The sequence below is a fragment of the Mucilaginibacter pedocola genome (genome assembly GCF_002013915.1).
Classification (GTDB): domain Bacteria; phylum Bacteroidota; class Bacteroidia; order Sphingobacteriales; family Sphingobacteriaceae; genus Mucilaginibacter; species Mucilaginibacter pedocola.
In genome coordinates, this window is the sequence record NZ_MBTF01000017.1 from 1 (window position 1) to 21,654 (window position 21,654).

Annotated in this window: 12 protein-coding genes; 10 read left to right on the plus strand and 2 right to left on the minus strand. The window is 48.1% G+C overall.

The window, feature by feature from the left end; genetic code table 11:
* Window positions 1-14: 14 nt before the first annotated feature.
* Together BC343_RS16690 and BC343_RS16695 are read right to left on the minus strand one after the other, a co-directional pair.
* Complete coding sequence (locus BC343_RS16690) at window positions 15-1,067, minus strand: IS110 family transposase (RefSeq protein WP_078348810.1); 1,053 nt, start codon at window positions 1,065-1,067, stop codon at window positions 15-17.
* A 329-nt stretch (window positions 1,068-1,396) separates the two neighbouring features.
* A complete protein-coding gene (locus tag BC343_RS16695; protein ID WP_078348954.1) occupies window positions 1,397-2,305 on the minus strand; it encodes an AraC family transcriptional regulator in 909 nt (302 codons plus the stop codon).
* A gap of 360 nt (window positions 2,306-2,665) precedes the next feature.
* On the opposite strand from BC343_RS16695, the gene BC343_RS16700 reads away from it, so the two are divergent.
* The 10 genes from BC343_RS16700 to BC343_RS16745 all read left to right on the plus strand — a co-directional run bounded on the left by BC343_RS16700 (window position 2,666) and on the right by BC343_RS16745 (window position 21,376).
* Entirely contained in the window at window positions 2,666-3,499 is an 834-nt protein-coding gene (locus BC343_RS16700) for an SDR family NAD(P)-dependent oxidoreductase (RefSeq protein WP_078348986.1), read from the plus strand.
* Window positions 3,496-4,734 carry an enolase C-terminal domain-like protein gene (locus tag BC343_RS16705; RefSeq protein ID WP_078348955.1) on the plus strand — a complete coding sequence of 413 codons (1,239 nt, stop codon included), beginning with the start codon at window positions 3,496-3,498 and terminating at the stop codon, window positions 4,732-4,734. The genes BC343_RS16700 and BC343_RS16705 overlap by 4 nt, the downstream gene beginning before the upstream one ends.
* A 19-nt stretch (window positions 4,735-4,753) precedes the next feature.
* Window positions 4,754-6,406 carry a sodium:solute symporter gene (locus tag BC343_RS16710; protein WP_078348956.1) on the plus strand — a complete coding sequence of 551 codons (1,653 nt, stop codon included), beginning with the start codon at window positions 4,754-4,756 and terminating at the stop codon, window positions 6,404-6,406.
* A gap of 587 nt (window positions 6,407-6,993) precedes the next feature.
* Entirely contained in the window at window positions 6,994-10,254 is a 3,261-nt protein-coding gene (locus BC343_RS16715) for a SusC/RagA family TonB-linked outer membrane protein (RefSeq protein ID WP_078348957.1), read from the plus strand.
* A gap of 24 nt (window positions 10,255-10,278) precedes the next feature.
* Window positions 10,279-12,189, plus strand: coding sequence for a RagB/SusD family nutrient uptake outer membrane protein (locus tag BC343_RS16720; RefSeq protein ID WP_078348958.1), 1,911 nt, complete (start codon window positions 10,279-10,281; stop codon window positions 12,187-12,189).
* 33 nt (window positions 12,190-12,222) lie between these two features.
* Window positions 12,223-13,467 carry a DUF5000 domain-containing lipoprotein gene (locus BC343_RS16725; RefSeq protein ID WP_078348959.1) on the plus strand — a complete coding sequence of 415 codons (1,245 nt, stop codon included), beginning with the start codon at window positions 12,223-12,225 and terminating at the stop codon, window positions 13,465-13,467.
* A gap of 24 nt (window positions 13,468-13,491) precedes the next feature.
* Window positions 13,492-14,718, plus strand: a complete 1,227-nt coding sequence (locus BC343_RS16730) for a DUF4998 domain-containing protein (RefSeq protein WP_078348960.1) — start codon at window positions 13,492-13,494, stop codon at window positions 14,716-14,718.
* A gap of 200 nt (window positions 14,719-14,918) precedes the next feature.
* Window positions 14,919-16,853 (plus strand): SGNH/GDSL hydrolase family protein, encoded by a 1,935-nt coding sequence (locus BC343_RS16735; protein WP_143822238.1) that lies wholly within the window; start codon window positions 14,919-14,921, stop codon window positions 16,851-16,853.
* A gap of 145 nt (window positions 16,854-16,998) precedes the next feature.
* A complete protein-coding gene (locus BC343_RS16740) occupies window positions 16,999-19,320 on the plus strand; it encodes a glycoside hydrolase family 95 protein (protein WP_078348961.1) in 2,322 nt (773 codons plus the stop codon).
* Window positions 19,321-19,345: 25 nt separating this feature from the next.
* Window positions 19,346-21,376 (plus strand): alpha-galactosidase, encoded by a 2,031-nt coding sequence (locus BC343_RS16745; protein ID WP_078348962.1) that lies wholly within the window; start codon window positions 19,346-19,348, stop codon window positions 21,374-21,376.
* Window positions 21,377-21,654 lie beyond the last annotated feature (278 nt).

The window sequence follows — 21,654 nt, forward strand, 5'->3', positions numbered from 1 at the left end:
CGTCATGCTGATTACTATGACATATGCAAATGTTTTTGCCATGATAGTTTATTTTTCATGAATATTTCTTTGTTAAAAAGCGTGTTTGACCGTACGAGTTTAAAGGCAAGTTTAAGCAGGATATTTTTGATGGAGTTAAGGATATACAAATGATGCCGGTTCGCTTTGATCATAGCTTGATAATAATCATAAAATAGCTGCCCCTGCCTCGTGCAAACGCTTACGATCCCTTGATTAAGGTCGGTTTTTAAAGGGCGGTAGGCTTTGGTTGATACTTTGTCTTTCCGCTTTACTGATGTCCCCGACTTCCTGGGGTATGGAGCGCAACCGATGAAAGCGGCAAGTGCTTTATGGTTGTCGAACCTTTCAAAGCAATCCGTAATAAAAAGCAGGTGCCATGCGGTTACCGGGCCTATGCAGGGTATAGATACCAACACCCGGTACATGCTTTTTACCCGCTTGTCGGCATTGATAGCTGCGCGTATCGCTTTCTCTGCCTCTTTGATAAGCCCGCTCAGGACGATGACCAGTTGTTTTTCCAAATGCATAGCCAAAGCATCGAAAGAAGACTTCTGTTTATGGTCCTCGATCCTGCATTCGAATGCCGAGCGCGCTTTTATCAGGTTCTTTCGGCAGTTAAATAGTTCCCTAAGCTGGCGGGTGGCGGCCGAGGGCAGGTGGTAACCTACTGCATTATCCTTGTTGGCCAGGGCGTATTTGAATATCTTTTTTGCATCGGCTTTATCTGTTTTAAACCGGTTGATATCGAGGCTGTAGTAGCTAAGGAGCAAAGGGTGTACAGCCCAAAGGAATATCCCTTCCCCCTTTAATATGCAGGCCAGCTTATCCATCAATGCGCCGGTGTTCTCGCAACAGACGAGGATGGCTCCTCGGCCGGGTTGCGCCTGCAAAAGGACGTTCAATAGCGTGCTAATGCCTTTAATGTCATTGCTCAATTTCAAATGGCGGCTGGAAGAAGCCGTGCCATACACTACGTCGATATCAGCCTTGCTGATGTCGATGCCACAAAAAAGTTTAAATTTGTCCATACCGATACCAGGTTGCATGTGGCGCTTAACCCGGCTGGTTCCATACTACGAATGTGGAGCTAAATTACTATTGAGCCTTGGGTTAAGTTAAAAAGATAGCTGAGGTACAGAATCAGCATTGAGCCTCGAAGGCTAGAAATTGTATTCATATCGCTATCAGCTATCTTTTCCACATGTTTAACATGCCAAAATTATCAACAACAATCTGTTAATTAATTCTTCTGCAAGTCTAATGGAACTTGTTTCAGCACCCCATCATATAAGCCACAGTGCAAAGCCACTTTGCATGAACATTACTTGCCGTGTGGGTTGCCGAAATAAATTCGCCATGACGGGGAAGGGGACAACTACACTGCCGACCTTATATTAGTCGTCAGCTTATATTGCTCGGGCGACATGCCCATGTACTTTTTGAAAACGCGTGAGAAGTAATAAGGGTCGTCGTACCCAAGGTCGAGGGCTATCGTTTTTATTTTGGCTTCGTTGGCGTACAGGAACTGGCAGGCCTTCTGCATTTTCAGGTGGATAAAGTAATCCATCGGCGGCATACCCGTAGCCTTACGGAACAGGCTGCTGAAGTGCGAACTGGAAAGCCTGTGCTGTCCGGCCATATCGTCCACCGTCATTTTCTTTTCGATGTTCTGCTTCATGTTCAGGATGGTGGCGGTTATAATATCTTCTGTTTCTACCTGTTCGCTTACGATATGCTTATCCGGGAATAGAAAGGTTGCCACCAGGTTGTAGAGGCAAAAGGTGGCGTTGCACAGGTTTTCGATACTGTAGCCCATCTCCAGGTTCTGGTAAATATTGTTCCAAATATCCAACGCCTTATTATTAAAAGGGATGGGCACGGGGCCTTTAAAAATATTAAGGTTGAGCGAGGAGTTGAAGTTGGCAATGTTATCTCCTGTAAAGTGTACCCAGTAAATGGTCCATGGGTCGGCCTCATCGGCCCAGTAGCGCATATATTCATCCGTAGCGGGCAGCAGTAAGAATTGGTTGGGCGTAACCTCAAATTTCTTTTTATCTATAATGTAATAGCCTTTCCCTTTGAGGCAGTATATCAAAATATTATCTACACAACCGCGGCGTCGCTCTTTATAATGGTACGATGCCTTGGGGAAGTAACCAATGTGCGTTATATAAATATTGAATAGGGCGGGGTAGCGCTTCACATAATCTGTCAACACTTTTTGCGGGATGCTGATGAGCTTTTCGCCGTCGAACCCGTCTTTTCTTTTAAAAGAGTTCCCCATTGTTAATTAAGGTATAATAAGCATTTGCGCCGATGGTGAATAGCGCCGGTTTATAACACAGGCTAAAGTAAATTTTATTTGCTTAAAGTGTATGCGCTAAGAAAAATATTATCCGCTAAAACTACAGGCGAATTATCCATTAAAATAGATGAATTACCTATTAGGGCGTGTTTAAGCGGCAATTAAATTTGAACGTTCAATAAAACAAAACCAATTATAGTAAGCCGCCGAAGTGATGTACTCCGGTAAGGCTGCTGATGGCCGAACTGACCGTAAATACAACATTATTTATAACAAGCAACACCAAATGGGGTAATGGCCTGCTATTGCCCTCAGATAAACACGAACGCCAAAACCAGTATGCAATTACTACACAATAAGGTGGTTTTTTTAACCGGCGGAACCGAAGGCATCGGTTACGAGTGCGCCCAAGCCTACCACAAGGCAGGTGCAAGGGTGGCCATCATCAGCCATAAAGAAGACAGCCTGCAGCAATGCCGCGAACGCTTTTTTAACGATAACCTCCTTTATATTTTAGCCGATGTTTCCTGTGCCGATGATGTGCAGAGGGCAATTGAAGAAACCATTGCTACATTCGGCGGGATAGATGTTATCCATAACAATGCAGGTGTATCTAACCCATCGAAAACGCTTTGCGATACTACCGACGCCGAATGGCAGAAAGTGTTTGATGTGAACGTAAAAGGCATTTACCATACTACTAAATACGGCATAGCCGCGCTGAAGGAAAGCAAAGGCGTTATCCTAAACACCGGCAGCATGGTTGGCGAGATAGGGCAGGAGCTACATGCCGCTTACACAGCTACCAAGGGCGCCGTTAATGCGCTTACCAAATCAATGGCTTTGGATTACGCCCCGCTGGGTATTCGCGTAAATGCCGTTGCACCTGCCGGTGTTTGGACGCCCATGCTGCGCCGCTGGAGCAGCCAGCAGCCCAATGCCGAACACATTGAGCATTACCTGAACGAGATACACCCGTTGGGCTATTGCCCCGAAGGCGACGTGGTGGCGGATGCCTGCGTGTTTTTGGTATCGGAACAAGCGCGGTTCATCACAGGTTGCATACTGCCGGTATCGGGCGGGGCAGAGCTGGGTTACCGCAGGTATATCGAAAAAGGTGAAGAAGAAAATAAAGAGGTTGTGCCCGCGGGCCTAAACGGGAAGGCAGTATGATAAAGAAGATAACCGTACATGATGTACGCTACCCGCTGCAGGGCAATGCCGGTAGCGATGCCATCCACCGCGACCCGATATACTCCTACGCCGTAACCCGCCTGCACGATGATAGCGGTGTGGTGGGCACCGGTTTGGCCTTTACCCTTGGCGAAGGGAACGACTTGGTTTGCAAAGCCGCCGAATACTATGGCCGGGTATTGCAGGGTAAGGATATAGAAGAAGTGATGACCAACTTTGGCGAATTGTTCAAGCAACTCTCCAACGATCAGCAATTCCGCTGGTTGGGCCCGCATAAGGGGATAGTGCATTTGGCGCTGGCATCAGTAACCAATGCCTGTTACGACTTGTGGGCAAAAAAGCGCGGCGTACCTCTGTGGAGACTATTGATAGACCTATCGCCCGAGCAAATTGTGAACACGCTCGACCTTTCTTATTTAGAATATGAGCTTACCGCCGAGCAAGCCTTAGAATTACTGAAAGGGCAGCAGCCTACAAAAGCCGGCCGTCTACCGATATTGGAGCAGGGATATCCCGGTTACGATACTTCGATAGGTTGGTTCAACTACCCCGATGAGCAGGTGCGCGAGAATTGTAAAAAGGCCTTGGCCGAAGGCTTCACCGCCATGAAACTCAAAGTAGGTTCTGCCGACCCGGAGCGTGACATCCGCCGGGCACACATCGTACGCGAGGTTGCCGGGCCCGATGTAAAAGTAATGCTGGATGCCAACCAGCAGTGGACTCTGCCGCAGGCCATTGATATATGTAACAAGTTAAAAAGCATAAACCCTTACTGGATAGAAGAGCCTACGCACCCTGATGATGTGTATGCCCATGCCACTTTGGCCAAAGCCATTGCACCCGTTAAGCTGGCGCTGGGCGAGCATGTGCCCAATAAGGTTATTTTTAAAAATTACCTGCAGTCGGGTTCCGCATCGTTCATGCAGGTGGATGCCGTGAGGGTAGGGGGCGTAAGCGAATTTATTGCCGTGAGCCTGTTATGCAAAAAGTTCGGCGTGCCCGTGGTGCCGCACGTGGGCGATATGGGGCAACTGCATCAGCATTTGGTTTTATTTAACCATATTGCCATGGGGCACGAAGCTTTGTTTTTAGAGCATATACCGCACCTGCAAAAGCACTTTGTAAACCCGGCGCAAATTATAGGCGGCGTTTATAAAACCCCGCAGGTACCGGGCAGCAGTTGCGACCTACTTTTATTAGAAGATAAAATTTAACCCAAACGTATTCCCCCAAATGATAGGTTCGGTTGATGCCATTGTAAGTATTTTATATGTGCTGGTTATATTGGCCATTGGCTTGTATACCGGCCTGCGCCACCGCGCGGGCGATAAAGGCAGCGAGGCCAGCAGTTACTTTTTGGCGGGCAAGAGTTTGAAGTGGCCCATGATAGGGCTGGCGCTATTTGCTACCAATATTTCCTGCGTGCATTTGGTAAGCCTGGCGCAGAGTGGTTTTGATACCGGCTTGCTCAACGGCACCTTCGAGTGGATGGCCTCATTCACGCTGATATTGCTGGCGCTGTTTTTTGTGCCTTTTTATATCAAATCGGGCGTATCAACCTTGCCCGATTTTCTGGAGAAACGCTACAACCGCGCCAGTAGGGATTGGCTGGCTTTTATTTCCATCCTGTCGGCTATCATTATCCATATTTCTTTTTCGCTGCTGGCGGGTGGCATTGTGCTGCAAACGTTGTTCGGCGTAAATATGTATACCAGCGTTATCATTATCGCTATTATCACCACTATTTATACGGTGATAGGCGGGCTAAGGGCAGTGGTAGTTACCGAATCTATCCAAACGGTTGTACTGTTGGCAGGTGCGGTTATCATGAGTGTGGCAGCCTACCACAAAATGGGCGGTTGGGACGATATGGTGCAGGTGCTGCAACAGCATAACGAACTGAATAAACTATCCATGATGCGCCCCCACGGCGATGCAAGCGGATTACCCTGGTATGCCGTATTGCTGGGTTACCCTGTATTGGGCATTTGGTACTGGTGCGCCGATCAAACTATTGTGCAGCGCGTATTGGGTGCTAAAGATGAGAACCACGCCCGTGTAGGCCCATTGTTTTGCGGGTTCATTAAAATTCTTCCTGTTTTCATATTCGTGATGCCGGGCTTATTCGCCTACGCCCTTTACCAAACGGGGCATTTAGATTTGGCAGGATTAAAAACCGTAGATGCCGCCGGCAAGGAAATGGTGAACAGCAAAGGCATTTATACACTGATGATATTGCAACTCATCCCAAAGGGTTTGGCTGGAGTATTAGTAGCGGCGTTACTATCCGGTTTGATGAGCCAGATTTCGGGCGCTTTAAACTCTATTTCCACATTGGCGAGTTATGACATTTACAAACGCTACAAACCCGAAGCAAGCGATGCCAAACTGGTACGTGCCGGGAAGATAGCGGCGGGTATATCCTTTGTTATTTCGTTACTGTTATTGCCACTGCTGAATAATTACGAAAGCATTTTCAACGGGTTGAATGATATCATCGCCCACATTGCGCCGCCTATTACCTGTGTGTTTCTGTTGGGTGTGTTTTGGAAACGGGCATCGGCTTTGTCGGCGCAGCTTACATTGTACATCGGTTCGGCAGCAGGAGTAGGGGTATTCATCTACAGCAAAACCATGCCTGCTTCGGCATTAGGGCATGTGCCTTTTATGATGATGGCCTTTTACCTGTTCCTATTTTGCGTATTGCTGCAGGTAGCACTATCATACATCTATAAAGTACAACATACGCCGCAAAGCGAAGTGCTTTACTGGAAGTCTCCCTTCGAATCGCTCCGAAGCCCCGGGTGGGCGGGGTTTGGCAATTACAAATTCCTTTCGATGCTGCTTATCCTCATTATGGTGGCGTTGTTTTGGGTATTCAGATAAGATCCCTATAGGGATATCGTCCATCAGCATTTATCAGACTTACAACTAAGAGCTTTCTTGAAAACTATTTTGCACACCGTTACAACGCCGCGTTGTAGTGGTGTGCTTTGTGCTTATAATTGTTAGAATTACACTTCAGGGCATCAATCCAAAATCGCTTAATGTTAGGCTAAAAATGTAAAATTTTACACCGGATGGTGCATGTAATTGGCTCTTGCTAATCAGAAAATAAAGCAGAAAATAATACGATTGTCCATCACCTTTAAAGGTTTATCCATTTTAAAGCCGTTCGCGTCGCCCTAAATTTATTCCAACCAATTAACCAATTCTTGTGAACATGAAACAGCATTACCAACCGCAAAGGGCATCGTCTCTTTCTGCACCAACCGCACGGGATAGGCCCCTGTCCTGCGCATCCTCCAACAGTTTATTATACGTTCGCCGGTTACAGGCTTAGGCTTTAACCCACCGGCCTAACCCGCGGCACAAGCCGCAAAAAAATTAACACTGAAACTGTGGGTGGATAGCTATGCCCCTTAACCAACCAAATATCAAAAGCACTTAAACCCAATTATGAATAAACTTTTATGAGACCATTTCACGAAAGCCTAAAAAGCCATTGGTTATTAAAATTTGTGCAAAGCAGGCTCGCCCTCGCATGCTGCATCGTGGTGATGCTGTGTGCCATCGACAGGTCGGCATCGGCACAAACCAAAATAACCATTACAGGTACCGTTACCGATACTACCGGCCTTAAAATTATAGGCGCCAACTTAACCGCCGAGAACCGCAAGAACACCGGTACGGTAACCGATGTTAACGGTAACTTCGTTATCAACGCCGAGCCGGGTACCGTGTTCCGCGTTACCTATGTAGGTTATAAAGAAACCACATTTACCGTGGTATCGGGCAAAACCACCTACCCAATTATTATTAAAGAAGCCAAAAACGAATTTAATGATGTAGTTGTAACGGCCTACGGCCGCAAACAACGTAAAGAAGCCGTGGTAGGTTCGGTAACCACCGTATCGCCGGGCGACCTGAAGATACCCGCAAGTAACCTAACTAATGCCTTGGCAGGGCAGGTAGCAGGCGTAATAGCCTACCAACCCAGCGGCCAGCCCGGGCAGGACAACTCTAACTTCTTCATCCGTGGTGTAACTACCTTCGGTTACAAAAAAGACCCGCTGATACTGATAGATAACGTGGAGCTATCTACATCAGACCTTGCCCGTTTGCAGGTTGATGATATCGCCAGTTTCTCTATCCTGAAAGATGCTGCCTCTACCGCATTATACGGTGCGCGTGGTGCCAACGGTGTTATCCTGGTATCAACCAAAGAGGGTAAAGTGGGCAAGCCAACCATCAACGCCCGTGTGGAGAACTCTTCTTCGCAATCTATAAAAAACCTCGAACTGGCGGACCCTATTACGTATATGCGCCTGTTCAACGAGGCTACCATTACCCGCGACCCGCTGAGCCCGCTGCCTTTCAGCCAAAACAAAATTATTGCCACCGAGGCAACTTTGGCCAAAGCTCCCGGCAGTAACGAATATGTATACCCGGCTGTTGACTGGATAAAAATGCTGTTTAAAGACCGCACCAACACCCAGCGTGCCGATATGAGTGTGAGCGGCGGCGGCGGCGTTGCCCGTTATTATGTATCAGGCTCTTACAACCTCGATCATGGTATACTTCGCCAGGATATTAATAACAATAATAACAACAACGTAAACTTCAAAAATTACCAGTTACGTTCCAACGTAAACATCAACCTTACCAAATCTACCGAGATGATCGTGAGGCTGTCGGGTACTTTTAACGAGTACAATGGCCCGCTTACATCGGATGCTTCCTTCTCTACCGATCTGTATAACTACGCCATGCACACCAGCCCGGTGTTGTTCCCGGCCTATTACCCGGCAGATGAAGCTAACCTGAACACCAAGCACATTTTGTTCGGGAACGCGGTAGCGCCCGGCAGTACGGCGCAATCAAACAACATCGGCTACGTAAACCCTTACGCGCAATTGTTAAGGGGACACAAAAACTATTCACAATCGAGGATGTCAGCACAATTGGAACTGAACCAAAACCTCGATTTTGTTACCCAGGGCTTGAATTTCCGCGGCTTGTTCCATACCAACCGCTTCTCGTACTTCCAGTCGCAAATGGGGTATTCACCCTTTTATTACAATGTAGGTAGTTACGATAAAGCAAGCAACACCTATACGCTATCCTGGTTAAACTCTAACCCTGGCGCAGCTACCGAATACCTGAATTATTACCAGGATGCCAACACCAGCCAGCTGAACACTTACCTGTACTTCCAGGGCGTAGTTGATTATAACCGCCGCTTTGGCGATCACAACCTCAGCGGATCGTTAATTGGTACGCAACAGCAAACGCTTTACGGTAATGCCGGCTCATTGTTCACTTCATTACCTTATAGAAACTTAACCCTTGCAGGCCGCGCTACCTACTCGTTCAAAAGCCGCTACTTTTTAGAGTTCAACTTTGGTTACAATGGTACCGAGCGTTTCTCTAAAGAACATCGCTATGGTTTCTTCCCAACTATAGGTGGTTCGTGGATAGTATCTGATGAGAAGTTTTGGGGCGATGGGTTGTATTCGGTTATCTCGCGCATGAAACTTCGCGGTAGCTATGGTACGGTAGGTAACGACCAAATAGGTAACGAACGTTTTTACTACCTATCGAGGTTGGATCTTAACGGCGGTAATCCTGCCACCTTTGGTACCAATAACGGCTATACACGCAATGGCGTAACAGTTTACAATTACCCCAATACGGATATTACCTGGGAAACCTCGCGCCAGCTGAACTTAGGCGTGGAGCTTACCCTGTTTAAAAACTGGAATATTATTGCCGAGGTATACAAATACCACCGCTACAATATCCTGCAAACACGTTCGGCCATACCTACTACTATGGGCTTGGAGAGCAACGTGAGCGCCAATTTTGGTACTGCCGATTCTAAAGGTATAGATATACAAACCGATTATAAGCAAACCCTGGGCAAAACCGGCTGGATACAAGGGCGCGGTAACTTCACCCTGGCACGAAGCACCTACGGCAAATACGAAGAGCCGCAATATGCCGAAGCGTACCGCTACCAAAGCGGGCAGCTTATTAACCGCAACTATGGTTACATAGCCGAGCGTTTGTTTGTTGATGATAACGAGGCCGCCAACTCGCCAACCCAGATATTCTCTACCAACGGCATTGCGCCAAAAGGTGGCGACATTAAATACCGCGACCTTAATGGCGATGGCAAAATAGATGGTGCCGACCAAACCTTTATTGGTAACCCAACCGTGCCGCAAATTGTGTATGGCTACGGCGTGTCGGCAGGGTACAAGGGCTTTGATCTTTCGGCTTTTTTCCAGGGGCAGGCGCAGGTAAGCTTCTTTATCGATCCAAGCCGTACCAGTCCGTTCATCCAAAGCCCGGATGGTGCTTATGCCAGCGGCAATACCCAATTGCTTAAGGCCTTTGCAGATAACCACTGGAGCATAGATAACCAAAACCTGTATGCGCAATACCCGCGCCTTGGGGTTACCGGCAACCAGATTGAGAACAACAGGCAGGGCAGCACCTGGTGGATGCGCGATGGCAGCTTCCTTCGCTTGAAATCGGTAGAGTTTGGCTACACCATCCCGGCACGTATCTCTAAAAAGCTGAGCATGAGCAAAGCCCGCATCTACTTTAACGGCCTTAACCTATATACCTGGAGCGCCTTTAAACTTTGGGACCCCGAGGTTGGCGGCAATGGCTTTGCTTACCCAATACAAAAGGTGTTTAACATAGGCCTTAACGTAAACTTATAACCAGCACCATTTACACATAGTAACATGAAAAAGATATCGAAAATAATATGCGTAATAACTGTACTGCTGCTGGGTAGTGGCTGCAAAAAGTACCTGGATGTTGCGCCGGATAATACAGGTACGCTGGAATATGCCTTCCGCAACCGTAACGAGGCCGAGAACTACCTGTTCACTTGCTACGCTACGCTGCAGCAATTGTACGATGCTACTGCAAACCCCGGTTTTGTTACCTCGGGAGAAATTGTTTACCCCAATAACTTAACCAAACACCCGCTTGACGAAACCGGCTTCGCCCTGCTGCGCGGAACGCAAAACAGCAGCAACCCGGGCCTCAACTTTTGGGATGGCGAAAACCACGGGCAGGCGATATTCCGCTCTATCCGCAGGTGCAACATTATGCTGGAGAATATTGATAAACCGGCCGACCTATCAACCAGCGAACGCAAACGCTGGACGGCGGAGGTGAAATTCCTGAAAGCATACTACCATTACTACCTGGCGCGCATGTATGGGCCCATACCGCTCATCAAAACAAATTTGGATATCACGGCCTCAACTGAGGAGATAAAAGTAAAACGCGCCACTGTCGACGAAACCTTCGCCTACATTGTAAGCCTGTTAGACGAAGCCGCGCCCGATCTACCATCGGTTATCAGCAACCAGGTACAGGAGCTTGGCCGCATTACCAAACCCATTGCGCTATCTATTAAGGCCGAGGTATTGGCAACCGCTGCCAGTCCGCTGTTTAATGGCAACCCCGATTATGTTAGCCTGAAGAACAAAGACGGCGTAGCCCTCTTCCCGGCAACTTACGACGCTAATAAATGGAAACTGGCTGCAGATGCTGCCAAAGCTGCCATTACCGAGTGCGAAGGCGCAGGCATGAGGCTGTACAACTTCATCGCCCCGGCGAATATCACCGTACTGCCCGATTCGTTGCGCAAGGTGCTTACCCTGCAAAATGCCGTTACCGAAAAATGGGAGCTGAATACCGAACTGATATGGGCGCTAAACCCAACCTTTCCTTTCCAGGGCTATGCAACGCCGCGTTTAACCCAAAAAGGTGTGGTGAACATCTTCAGCAACCCATCGCTTTTTGCGGTGCCTATTGCTGTGCAGGAAATGTTTTACAGCGACAAAGGCGTGCCGATAAACGAGGATAAAACTTTTGATTATGCCGGTCGCTACTCTATTAAAACCGGCGATAATGCCAGCCGCTTTTATGTGGCCAATGGCTACTCTACCATTAAAGAGCACTTTAACCGCGAGCCGCGTATGTACGCTAACATTGGTTTCGATGGCGGCATATGGTTCGGTAACGGTAAAGTGAATTTGACGGACTTGTACCATGTTGAAGCGCGCGGTATCGAATCTTTTGCGGGCCCTAAAGATATCAACACGCTCAACATCACGGGCTACTGGCCCAAAAAACTGGTGAACTACCTGTCGGTTTACGATGATGGTTTCCAGGAGATAAGCTACCGTTTGCCCATGATGAGGCTTGCCGGTTTATACCTGCTATATGCCGAATGCGCTAACGAAGTTGACGGCCCGGCAGGCGATGCCACCACCTATACTGATAGAGTGCGCACCAGGGCCGGCCTGCCCGGTGTGGTTACGGCATGGTCTACCTACTCTAACAATCCTAACAAACCGGCCACCAAAGATGGTATGCGCCAGATCATTCACCAGGAACGCCGCATCGAACTTTGTTTTGAGGCACAAAGCGGCTGGGACCTGCGCCGCTGGAAAGAGCTGCAAAGCGTTTTGAGCCAGCCCATACAGGGATGGAACCTTTACGAAACCCAGCCGGCCAATTATTACCAGCCACGTACGCTGTTCACATCAGTATTCGGGGTGCGTAATTACTTGTGGCCGATAAAGGATCAGGACCTTATTGTGAACCCTAACCTGGTACAAAACTCCTACTGGTAGTATTTAATTTGAATAGCAAAAGCATAAGGATATATGAAAAAGATAAACAGATATTCCACAAAAACAGTGCTCTGGTTAGGGGTGCTGGCGCTGGCCATGCTTGCAGGCTCGTGCAAAAAGAACGAGGGGTATAATACCGAGCCGGTATCTAACGATAAAACAAAACCCGGCGTGATCACCAATATTAAGGTAGACAACTTTAATGGCGGTGCCAACATCACTTACGACCTGCCCAACTCGGATAATATTTTATACGTGCTGGCCAAGTATAATATTAACGATAAAACCGCACGCGAAACCAAATCGAGCTACTACACCGATACCGTTAAGGTAGATGGTTTTGCGGCCGTGAAAGATTACGAAGTAACGCTTACCGTTGTAAGCCGCGCCAACGTATCGTCAGACCCGGTGAAGGTTACGGTGCATCCGCAAACGCCATTTTACAGGTTGATAAAACCAACTGTAACTATCACTAACGATTTTGGCGGCGTACACATAGAGGCCATGAACCCTAACCGTAAAGAAGTAGGGGTGATACTGATAGCATTGGATAAAACAACCAAGCAATTGGAGGTGGCTGACCAGCATTACACCAATACCGATACCATTGCTTATTCGGTGCGCGGGTTCGAGTCGGAGCCTACGCAATTCGGGGTTTACGTTACCGATAAATTTGGCAACCTGTCTGATACTACCGTGGTAACGCTAACGCCGCTGTTCGAGACCATGCTGGATAAATCAAAATTCTCGGTTTACCGCCAGCCAAGCGACAGCGAGATCGGCTACGGATGGAATTTACCTTACCTGTGGGATGGTAAAACCGATGGCTACTCTAACGGGTGGCACACGCAGCCGGGCACAGGCAAACCAATGCAGGGGACCTTCGGCATAGGCGTGCTTACGCAACTGAGCCGTATTAAGATATGGGAACGCCCGCTGGAGTACGCCTTCTTCCATGGTAATCCTAAGAACTTCACCATCTGGGGTTCAGCCAAGGAGTCGCCTGCCGATGTGGTGTTGCCACAGTCGGCACCGGGTGGTACTGTTGTGGGCGACTGGGTAAACCTCAGTAATTTCCGTTACCCTAACCCGCCGTCGGGCCTAACGCCGGGCTTCACTAATGCTGCCGACGAAAAGTTCGTGGCCGCCGGGGTCGATTTTGTTTTCCCCGCCACTGCACCGCCGGTTAAATACCTGCGCATTTTGGTGCACGATACCTGGGGCAAGGGCGATGTTACCCACCTGATGGAAGTTAGCGTTTACGGTAAGCCACAGTAGTAGATCATAATTAAACAAGCAATAATGAAAAAGATATTCAATATAGGCCTGTTCTGTAGCCTGGTGCTGGGCATGTTCGGCTGCAGTAAAAAGGATAAGGACTTTAAAGATTTCCTCGACAATAAGGAGGTTACTTACCCGGGTTTGGTTACCAAAGTGAGGGCCAGATCGGGCAACCTGCGTGCTGCACTGGTTTGGAACCCAAGCCCGGATCCAAGCATCACCAAATACGTTATCTATTGGAACAATAAGGCAGATTCTATCATCCTTAACTCCACCAACCACAACACAGCAGATTCCATCACCGCCGTTATCCCGGGGCTGAATGAGTATATCTACTCGTTCACCATTTACTCCTACGATGCCAAGGGTAACCGCTCTATTCCGCTGGATGTGAATAATGTGAAGGTGTACGGCCCGCTCTACCAGGCAGGTTTGCTAAACCGTACGTATGATGCAGCTACCCCCTTTAGCGTAAGCGATAATGGCAATATCCGCCTCAACTTTTTACCGCGCGATACCAGCGTGGTAAACGTGGGCACCGATATTAAATACACCAACCGCGCCGGGGTAGAAGTAGTAAAGCAATTGAACCCGGATAGCCTTGGAATTACGCTTACCGATTATAGATCGGGCGAGCCGGTGCAATTCCGTTCGGCCTACATTCCCGACCGTAACTCTATCGATACCTTTTATGTATCGAGCTATGGCGCTTTCCCAACTATTACCGGCATAGCGCAGTGCGCAAAGTCCTTGTTCAGGGAGAACCGCTTGCCGGGCGATGCGGGTACCTACGAAGGGCAAACCAGCGTAAGCAAACTATGGGATGGCTCTAACGGTCCGCAAGGCTATCCCAATATATTCCACAGCGATGGCGATCACCCCATGCCGCATGCCATTACGTTTGATATGGGTAAGGTTTATAATAAGCTAACTAGCTTTGAAGAAGTTGGCCGTAACTGCTGCAACAACCCCGACCAATTTGAGATATGGGGGATAAACAACATCAGCGGTGCCGAAACAAGCCTGTCGCCACGCGATGGCGGCTGGGCGGCCGAAATGCAGGCCAAAGGCTGGACACTGCTGAAAGATGTACGCCGCACAGATGATGGCCAGCAAGCCCAGAAATACGACTTCGGCACGGTGCCGCCTGTACGTTACATCCGCGTGCGTATAAAACACGTTACCAGCGGCGATAACAACTACAGCAACATGAGCGAAATGACCTTTTGGAACGATGTACTCAATTAACCCTAATTATATTTAGCCGATACACCCTGCCAATGAACCATCTTTTGCAAAAAGGGTGGTTTATTGGTTTTAAAGAGCTTAAATTCGTTGACCGCATGCCCTGATCATAGCGATGGGTTTCAAACCCATCGCTATAAGTGGCCGGCGAGTCGACCAGGAGCCTCGAGCTTACAACAACGCCCAAGCACAACATACTACCCATGCTAAAATACTGCCTTATATTCTGCCTATCCATCTGCTTTGCATTAACCGCCACCGCGCAGCAACAACCCGCCACCTGGAAGGGCTTCCAGCGCGTGAACTTCAGCATCGATGGGCATAGCGCTTATTATGTAAAGCCCAATAAGCCGCTGCAGGGTAATCCATGGGTATGGCGTTCATCTTTTGCTGATTGGCATACCGATGCGGATAGTATTTTGCTAACGCGAGGGATGTATGTGGCTTATATTGATGTAGATAACCAGTATGGCAGCCCGCAGGCCATGCAGGTTTGGGATAAGTTTTATGCTTACCTGCTTAAGAATGCGGCGTTCAGCACCAAGCCATCTTTAGAGGCAGTGAGCCGGGGTGCTTTGTATGCTTATGCCTGGGCAAAACGCAACCCCGATAAAGTGAGCTGCATTTATGGCGAAACCCCGGTTTGCGATATCAAAAGCTGGCCGGGCGGCAAGGGAGCTGGCATGGGCGATACCGCATCGTGGAAACAGTTTAAGCAAGTATTCGGCTTTACTGAGGAGCAGGCTATTGCTTTTAAGGATAACCCGGTGGATAATTTAGAGGGTTTGGCCGCTTTCCATGTGCCATTGCTGCATTACATTAGCAATGCAGATAAACTGGTGCCTGTTGCCGAGAACTCCAATATTTTAGTGAAGAACTACCGCGCTCTGGGCGGCGAGACTACCGAGAAGGTGATAGATAAACAACCGCAGGAATTGTTCGGGCATCACTTCATTATCGAACATCCGGAAGATATTGCCGATTTCCTGATGAATAATGTTTACCCCGTGAAGTCGGTGTTTTCGTACAGCAATTATTTTAATAAGCGTAATGGGTTAAGCAACTTCCTGTACAAAGCCGCGAAGTTGAAAACGGCGACCGTTGCATTTTTGGGAGGTTCTATTACCTTCAATCCCGGTTGGCGTAATAAGGTGATGAGTTATTTGCAGGAAACTTACCCCGAAACCAAATTCAAATTTATAATGGCGGGTATACCATCGCTGGGTAGTTTGCCGCATGTATTCCGTTTGCAGCGCGATGTGCTGGATTCAGGCAAAGTCGACTTGTTGTTTTTAGAGGCCGCCGTAAACGACCGCGTGAACGGCACCGATAGCATCACCCAGGTGCGCGATCTGGAAGGTATTGTCCGCCATGTTAAAAAGGCAAACCCTTCGGCGGATATCGTGCTGATGGAGTTCGCAGACCCGGATAAAACCAAAGACTATGCATCGGGCATAACACCAGTCGAGATAATCAATCACGAAAAGGTTGCCGCATACTATGGCCTGCCATCTATTAACATCGCCAAAGAGGTGCACGATAAACTGGCGAACAAAGAGTTCGATTGGGATAAGGATTTTAAAGACCTGCATCCCGCGGCCTTTGGACAGGAACTGTACTTCGCCAACATCAAGACCCTGCTGCAACAATGCGCCGAAGAACCGGTATCCAAAATAAAGCTGAAGCCACTGCCAAAAATGTTGAATAAGGGCAGTTTTGTAAATGGCAGATATCTCGCTATCACCAACGCTAAACACGATGCCAACTGGAGTATCGACCCGAATTGGGTGCCCAAGGATGGATTGGATACACGCCCCGGTTTTGTGCATGTGCCCGTTTTGCAGGCCGATAGAGCAGGAGCGGAGCTAACGCTTAAGTTCACAGGCAGGGCTATAGGTATGGCCATTGTTTCGGGTGGGGATGCGGGGATAGTTTCATACACTATTGATGGTAAACCTTACAAAAACATTAACCTGTATACCCAATGGAGCGGCTTTTTGCACCTGCCATGGTACCTGTTGTTTGATGGCGATCTGAAGCCCGGTGCGCATATCCTGAAACTGAAGATAACATCCAGCCACGATCCTAAAAGCAAAGGCACTGCCTGCCGTATTGTTAACTTTTTAAACAGTAAATAATCCATCTTTTTTAGGGTTTTATCCATTTTGCAGCAACGGGCAAGCTTATAATTTTAAGCCAGCCAATTGAATATTACAGATCGTCGATTCGGGCTTTAACGCCACGTGTTTCGGATGCCCGTTTTGGGCCATAAGCCAAATGAGAATGAACAGATACCGATACCTTTTTATCCTTGCTTTTTTATTTTCTGTTATCACTGCAAGCGCACAAAACAAGCCGCTGAAGCTTTGGTACGATAAACCCGCCGCCCGCTGGGAAGAAACCCTGCCCTTAGGCAACGGCCGCTTGGGTATGATGCCCACCAGCGGTGTTGATGAAGATAATATCACCCTGAACGACATTACCCTGTGGAGCGGTGCCCCGCAGGATGCCAATAACTACGAGGCATACAAAAGCTTGCCCCAAATACGCGGCCTGCTGGCAGAAGGAAAAAACGACGAAGCGCAGGCTTTGATAGATAAGAACTTTATTTGCAAGGGCGTTGGCTCGGGCGGCGTACCATTCGGTTGCTACCAAACACTTGGCGACTTGTTGCTGAAATTTAATTATGCGGAGAACGCTGCCGCAAGCGAGTATGTGCGCCAACTATCTTTAGATAATGCCTTAGCTTCTGTTAGCTTCAAACGCAATGGCGTTACTTACAAACGCGAGTATTTTACCAGTTTCGGTAGCGATGTAAGTATTATTAAACTATCGGCAGATAAACCGGGTCAACTGAATTTCAGTATTGCTCTTTCGAGGCCCGAGCGTGGTATAACTGCGGAGAAGAATGGCTGCCTGGAAATGACGGGACAACTCGCCAGCGGCACTAACGCTGGTGGTATGAAGTATATCGCCAAAGTAAAAGCGCAATTAACCGGCGGCACGCAAAGCCACGATGGCAATAAACTTATCATCAAAAACGCTACCGAAGCCATCATCTACATTTCGGCAGGCACAGATTTCCGGGGTACCGGCCTGAATAAAGTGGATGCTAACTTGAAAGCAGTGCAGAAGAATAGTTATGCTACCGAGAAAGCTGCCCACATTGCCAAATTTCAAAAGCTGTTCAAAAGGGTATCGGTTGAAATTGGCGGTGGTAGCGCTCCCGAAGAAACTACTGATAAGCGTTTAGTCACCTTCCACCAAAACCCAGATGCGGATAAGTTTTTGCCGGTGCTATTCTACCAGTTTGGCCGGTATTTAAGTATCTGCAGCACCAGGGTAGGGTTGTTGCCACCGAACCTGCAGGGGCTATGGGCCAACCAAATACAAACCCCATGGAACGGCGATTACCATTTGGACGTGAATATCCAAATGAACCAATGGCCGGTAGAAGCCGCCAACTTATCCGAACTCAACCTGCCGCTTGCACAATTGGTAAAAGGCATGGTAGAACCCGGCGAACGTACCGCAAAAGCTTATTATAATGCCGATGGTTGGGTGGCCCACGTAATAACCAACGTATGGGGTTTTACCGAGCCGGGCGAAAGCGCATCATGGGGCGTAACCAAGGCAGGTTCGGGCTGGCTGTGTAATAACCTGTGGGACCACTATGCTTTCTCGCAGGATAAAAAATACTTGGCCGATATTTACCCCATACTAAAAGGTTCGGCGCAGTTCTATAGCAGCATGCTTATTAAGGATGATAAGAGCGGCTGGCTGGTAACCTCGCCGTCTTCATCGCCCGAGAATACTTTTTACCTGCCCAATGGCAAAACCGCCAGCATTTGCGTTGGCCCCACTATCGATAACCAGATCATTCGGGAGCTGTTCGGTAATGTGATAACCGCTGCGAAACTGTTGGGTAAGGATGCAGCCTTCGCGCAGGCTCTTGCTGCCAAACTAAAGCAATTGCCACCCGCAGGGCAAATAGCTAAAGACGGCCGCCTGATGGAATGGCTGGAGGACTACAAAGAAACCGACCCGCAACATCGCCATATATCGCACTTGTACGGGCTGTACCCGGCATCGCTGATAACTCCTGAGGCAACGCCCGATCTGGCGGAAGCCTGCAAAAAGTCGCTGGATGTAAGGGGCGATGACGGGCCAAGCTGGTCGATAGCCTATAAGCTGCTGTTTTGGGCACGTTTGAAAGATGGTAACCGCGCCTATAAATTATTCAAAGAAATTATGAAGCCCACCACCCGTACCGATATCAACTACGGTGCCGGGGGAGGCATATATCCGAATTTACTATCGGCAGGGCCGCCGTTCCAGATAGATGGCAACTTTGGCACCACCGCAGGCATTGGCGAAATGCTGATACAAAGCCACGCAGGGTTTATAGAACTACTGCCGGCCATACCCGATAGCTGGAAAGCTTCGGGCACAGTAAAGGGTGCGAAAGCCCGGGGGAACTATATCGTGAATTTTAGTTGGTTAAACGGGAAGGTGGTAAGCTATAAGGTTATCTCTTCCCGCCCCGGAAAAGTGAAGTTGAAGATAAATGGTTCGCTAAAAACCGTGAATACCGTAAAAAGCTAAGCGCCTGATCTAACCCCTACATATTATGTTCAAACTCTACATCTGCTACGCGGCGAGCTTTCTTTTTGCCTTAATTTTTGTGTTCAAAGCAGGCGCAAAGCCGCCTGCTGCTTTAATAAATATCGCTTTTGGCAAGTCGGGCGTTATTAAATACAACCTTAAAACGGGAACTTACACCGTGGTGCAGCAGGGGCAGGAGGTGTTTGCCGGTATTTACGCCGTGGCAAAGATCAATGCTGATACTTTGAGTACCAAAAACTACGAGATACGCCAATACAATAAGATCGCTATTGCCGATGGTTTTGGCAAAGGCGTAAAACATACCATAGTACTTACCGCGCCGGGCAAACCCATCATGAAGCAGGTGTTTTATACCTATCCGGGCCGCAACTATTTCTTTACCGAAGTTTGCTTTAAAGGCACAGCGCTAACAACCAACTACATGATGCCTTTTATAGGGCATTGTAAGCCCCTTACAGGTGGCGATGTGCGCAGCCTGTTCGTACCTTTTGATAACGATACTTTCATCAGGTACGGTTCCAAAGCTTTCGGCGCAAGCCCCCAAACCAGTGCTGAGGTTGGCGTGGTTTACTCTAATGATAGCCGTAATGGTATCATAGCAGGTTCGGTAGAGCATGAATTATGGAAGACGGGGGTAGAAACACAAGCCAACGCTACGGCAGGGCAAATAAAAGTTTGGGGCGGTTATAGTGCCGAAGCGGTTACCCGCGATAAAATTCCGCATGGCATTATCAGCGGTAATGTGGTTAAGTCGCCAAAAGTGTTCGTGGGTAGTTTTGCCGATTGGCGCGAGGGGATGGATGAATATGGCAAGGCCAACCGCATAGCCGAGCCGCCTTTTGTTTTCAATTGGACAAAACCCACACCAGTAGGATGGAACAGCTGGGGCGTGATACAGGAGCATATCGACTTTGATAAAGCCCTGAAAGTTGCCGATTTTTTTGCGGATAGCATACCGGCTTTCCGTACGGGCAATACGGCCTACATCGACCTTGATTCGTATTGGGATAAAATGGTATCGCACGGCGACTATAGCAAACTGAAAGAGTGGGCCGACCATTGCAAAAGCAAAGGATTAGAGCCCGGCATCTATTGGGCACCCTTTACCGATTGGGGCCACGCCGGCGGGCCAGACAGGATAGCCGATGGCGGCAACTACAAATTCGGCGATATGTGGACCAAAACCGGCAACGGCTACCACGATTTGGATGGTGCCCGCGCTTTAGACCCCACCCATCCCGGTACCAAAGCACGCATAGCCTACATTATAGGTAAGTTTAAAGAGTGCGGTTTTAAGATGATCAAGATAGATTTCCTGGGGCATGGCGCTATTGAGGCCAACCATTTCTACGACCCGAAAGTTACCACGGGTATGCAGGCCTACAAAGCAGGAATGGAGTATTTAATTAAGCAAATGGATAACCAAATGCTGGTATACGCGGCCATATCGCCAAGTTTGGCCAGCGGCAGGTACGTACACATGCGCCGTATTGCCTGCGATGCCTTTAAAACCATAGAGCATACCGAATATACGCTAAACAGTGTAAGTTATGGTTGGTGGCAAACCCACTTGTATAACTACCTTGATGCCGACCATGTAGTGTTTAACAACGAAGCTGAGGGAGCCAACCGCGCCAGGCTGCTATCGGCATTGGTAACCGGCACCTGGATAAGCGGAGATGATTTCTCTAAACACGGACAATGGACCGAAAGGGTAAAACATTACTATCAAAACCCCGAGTTGCTGAAACTGGTGAAAGACGGTAAATCATTTTCCCCTGCAGATGGAGATGCTAAAACCGATGCGGCTGAAGTATTCACCAAACAGGTGGGTAAAACATTTTATGTAGCGGTTTTTAATTACGATAAAGCTGCCCGCAACTATAGCCTCAGCTACGCTCGTTTAGGCCTGCCTGCAGGCAAGATTTTATCGGTAAAAGAAGTACTTCAAAATAATGCCATTGAACTAAACAGCAATATCCAACTGAAACTGGATGGAGCGGATGCGGCATTATATAAATTTATACTGAAGTAAATGCCGCATTTTTAACGGCTTTTTCATTCCCGAAAATAATAATTTGTTAGGACGGCTACTCTTGTTTATTAAAACAGGGTAGCCGTTTTACTTTTTAAAGCCTTTTGTGAGAGTTGTAGTTTGTTTTTTGTAATTAATTGATATTTAGTTATTTGCAATAGTTGTCATTAATTGTCAACTTTTTGTCACCGCCAATTTTTGGTGTTTCCCTGTGCAAAAACTCATCTTGCATACAAATTGAAAATAGCCCTTTTCATCCCTGATTAATTTAAACTAAG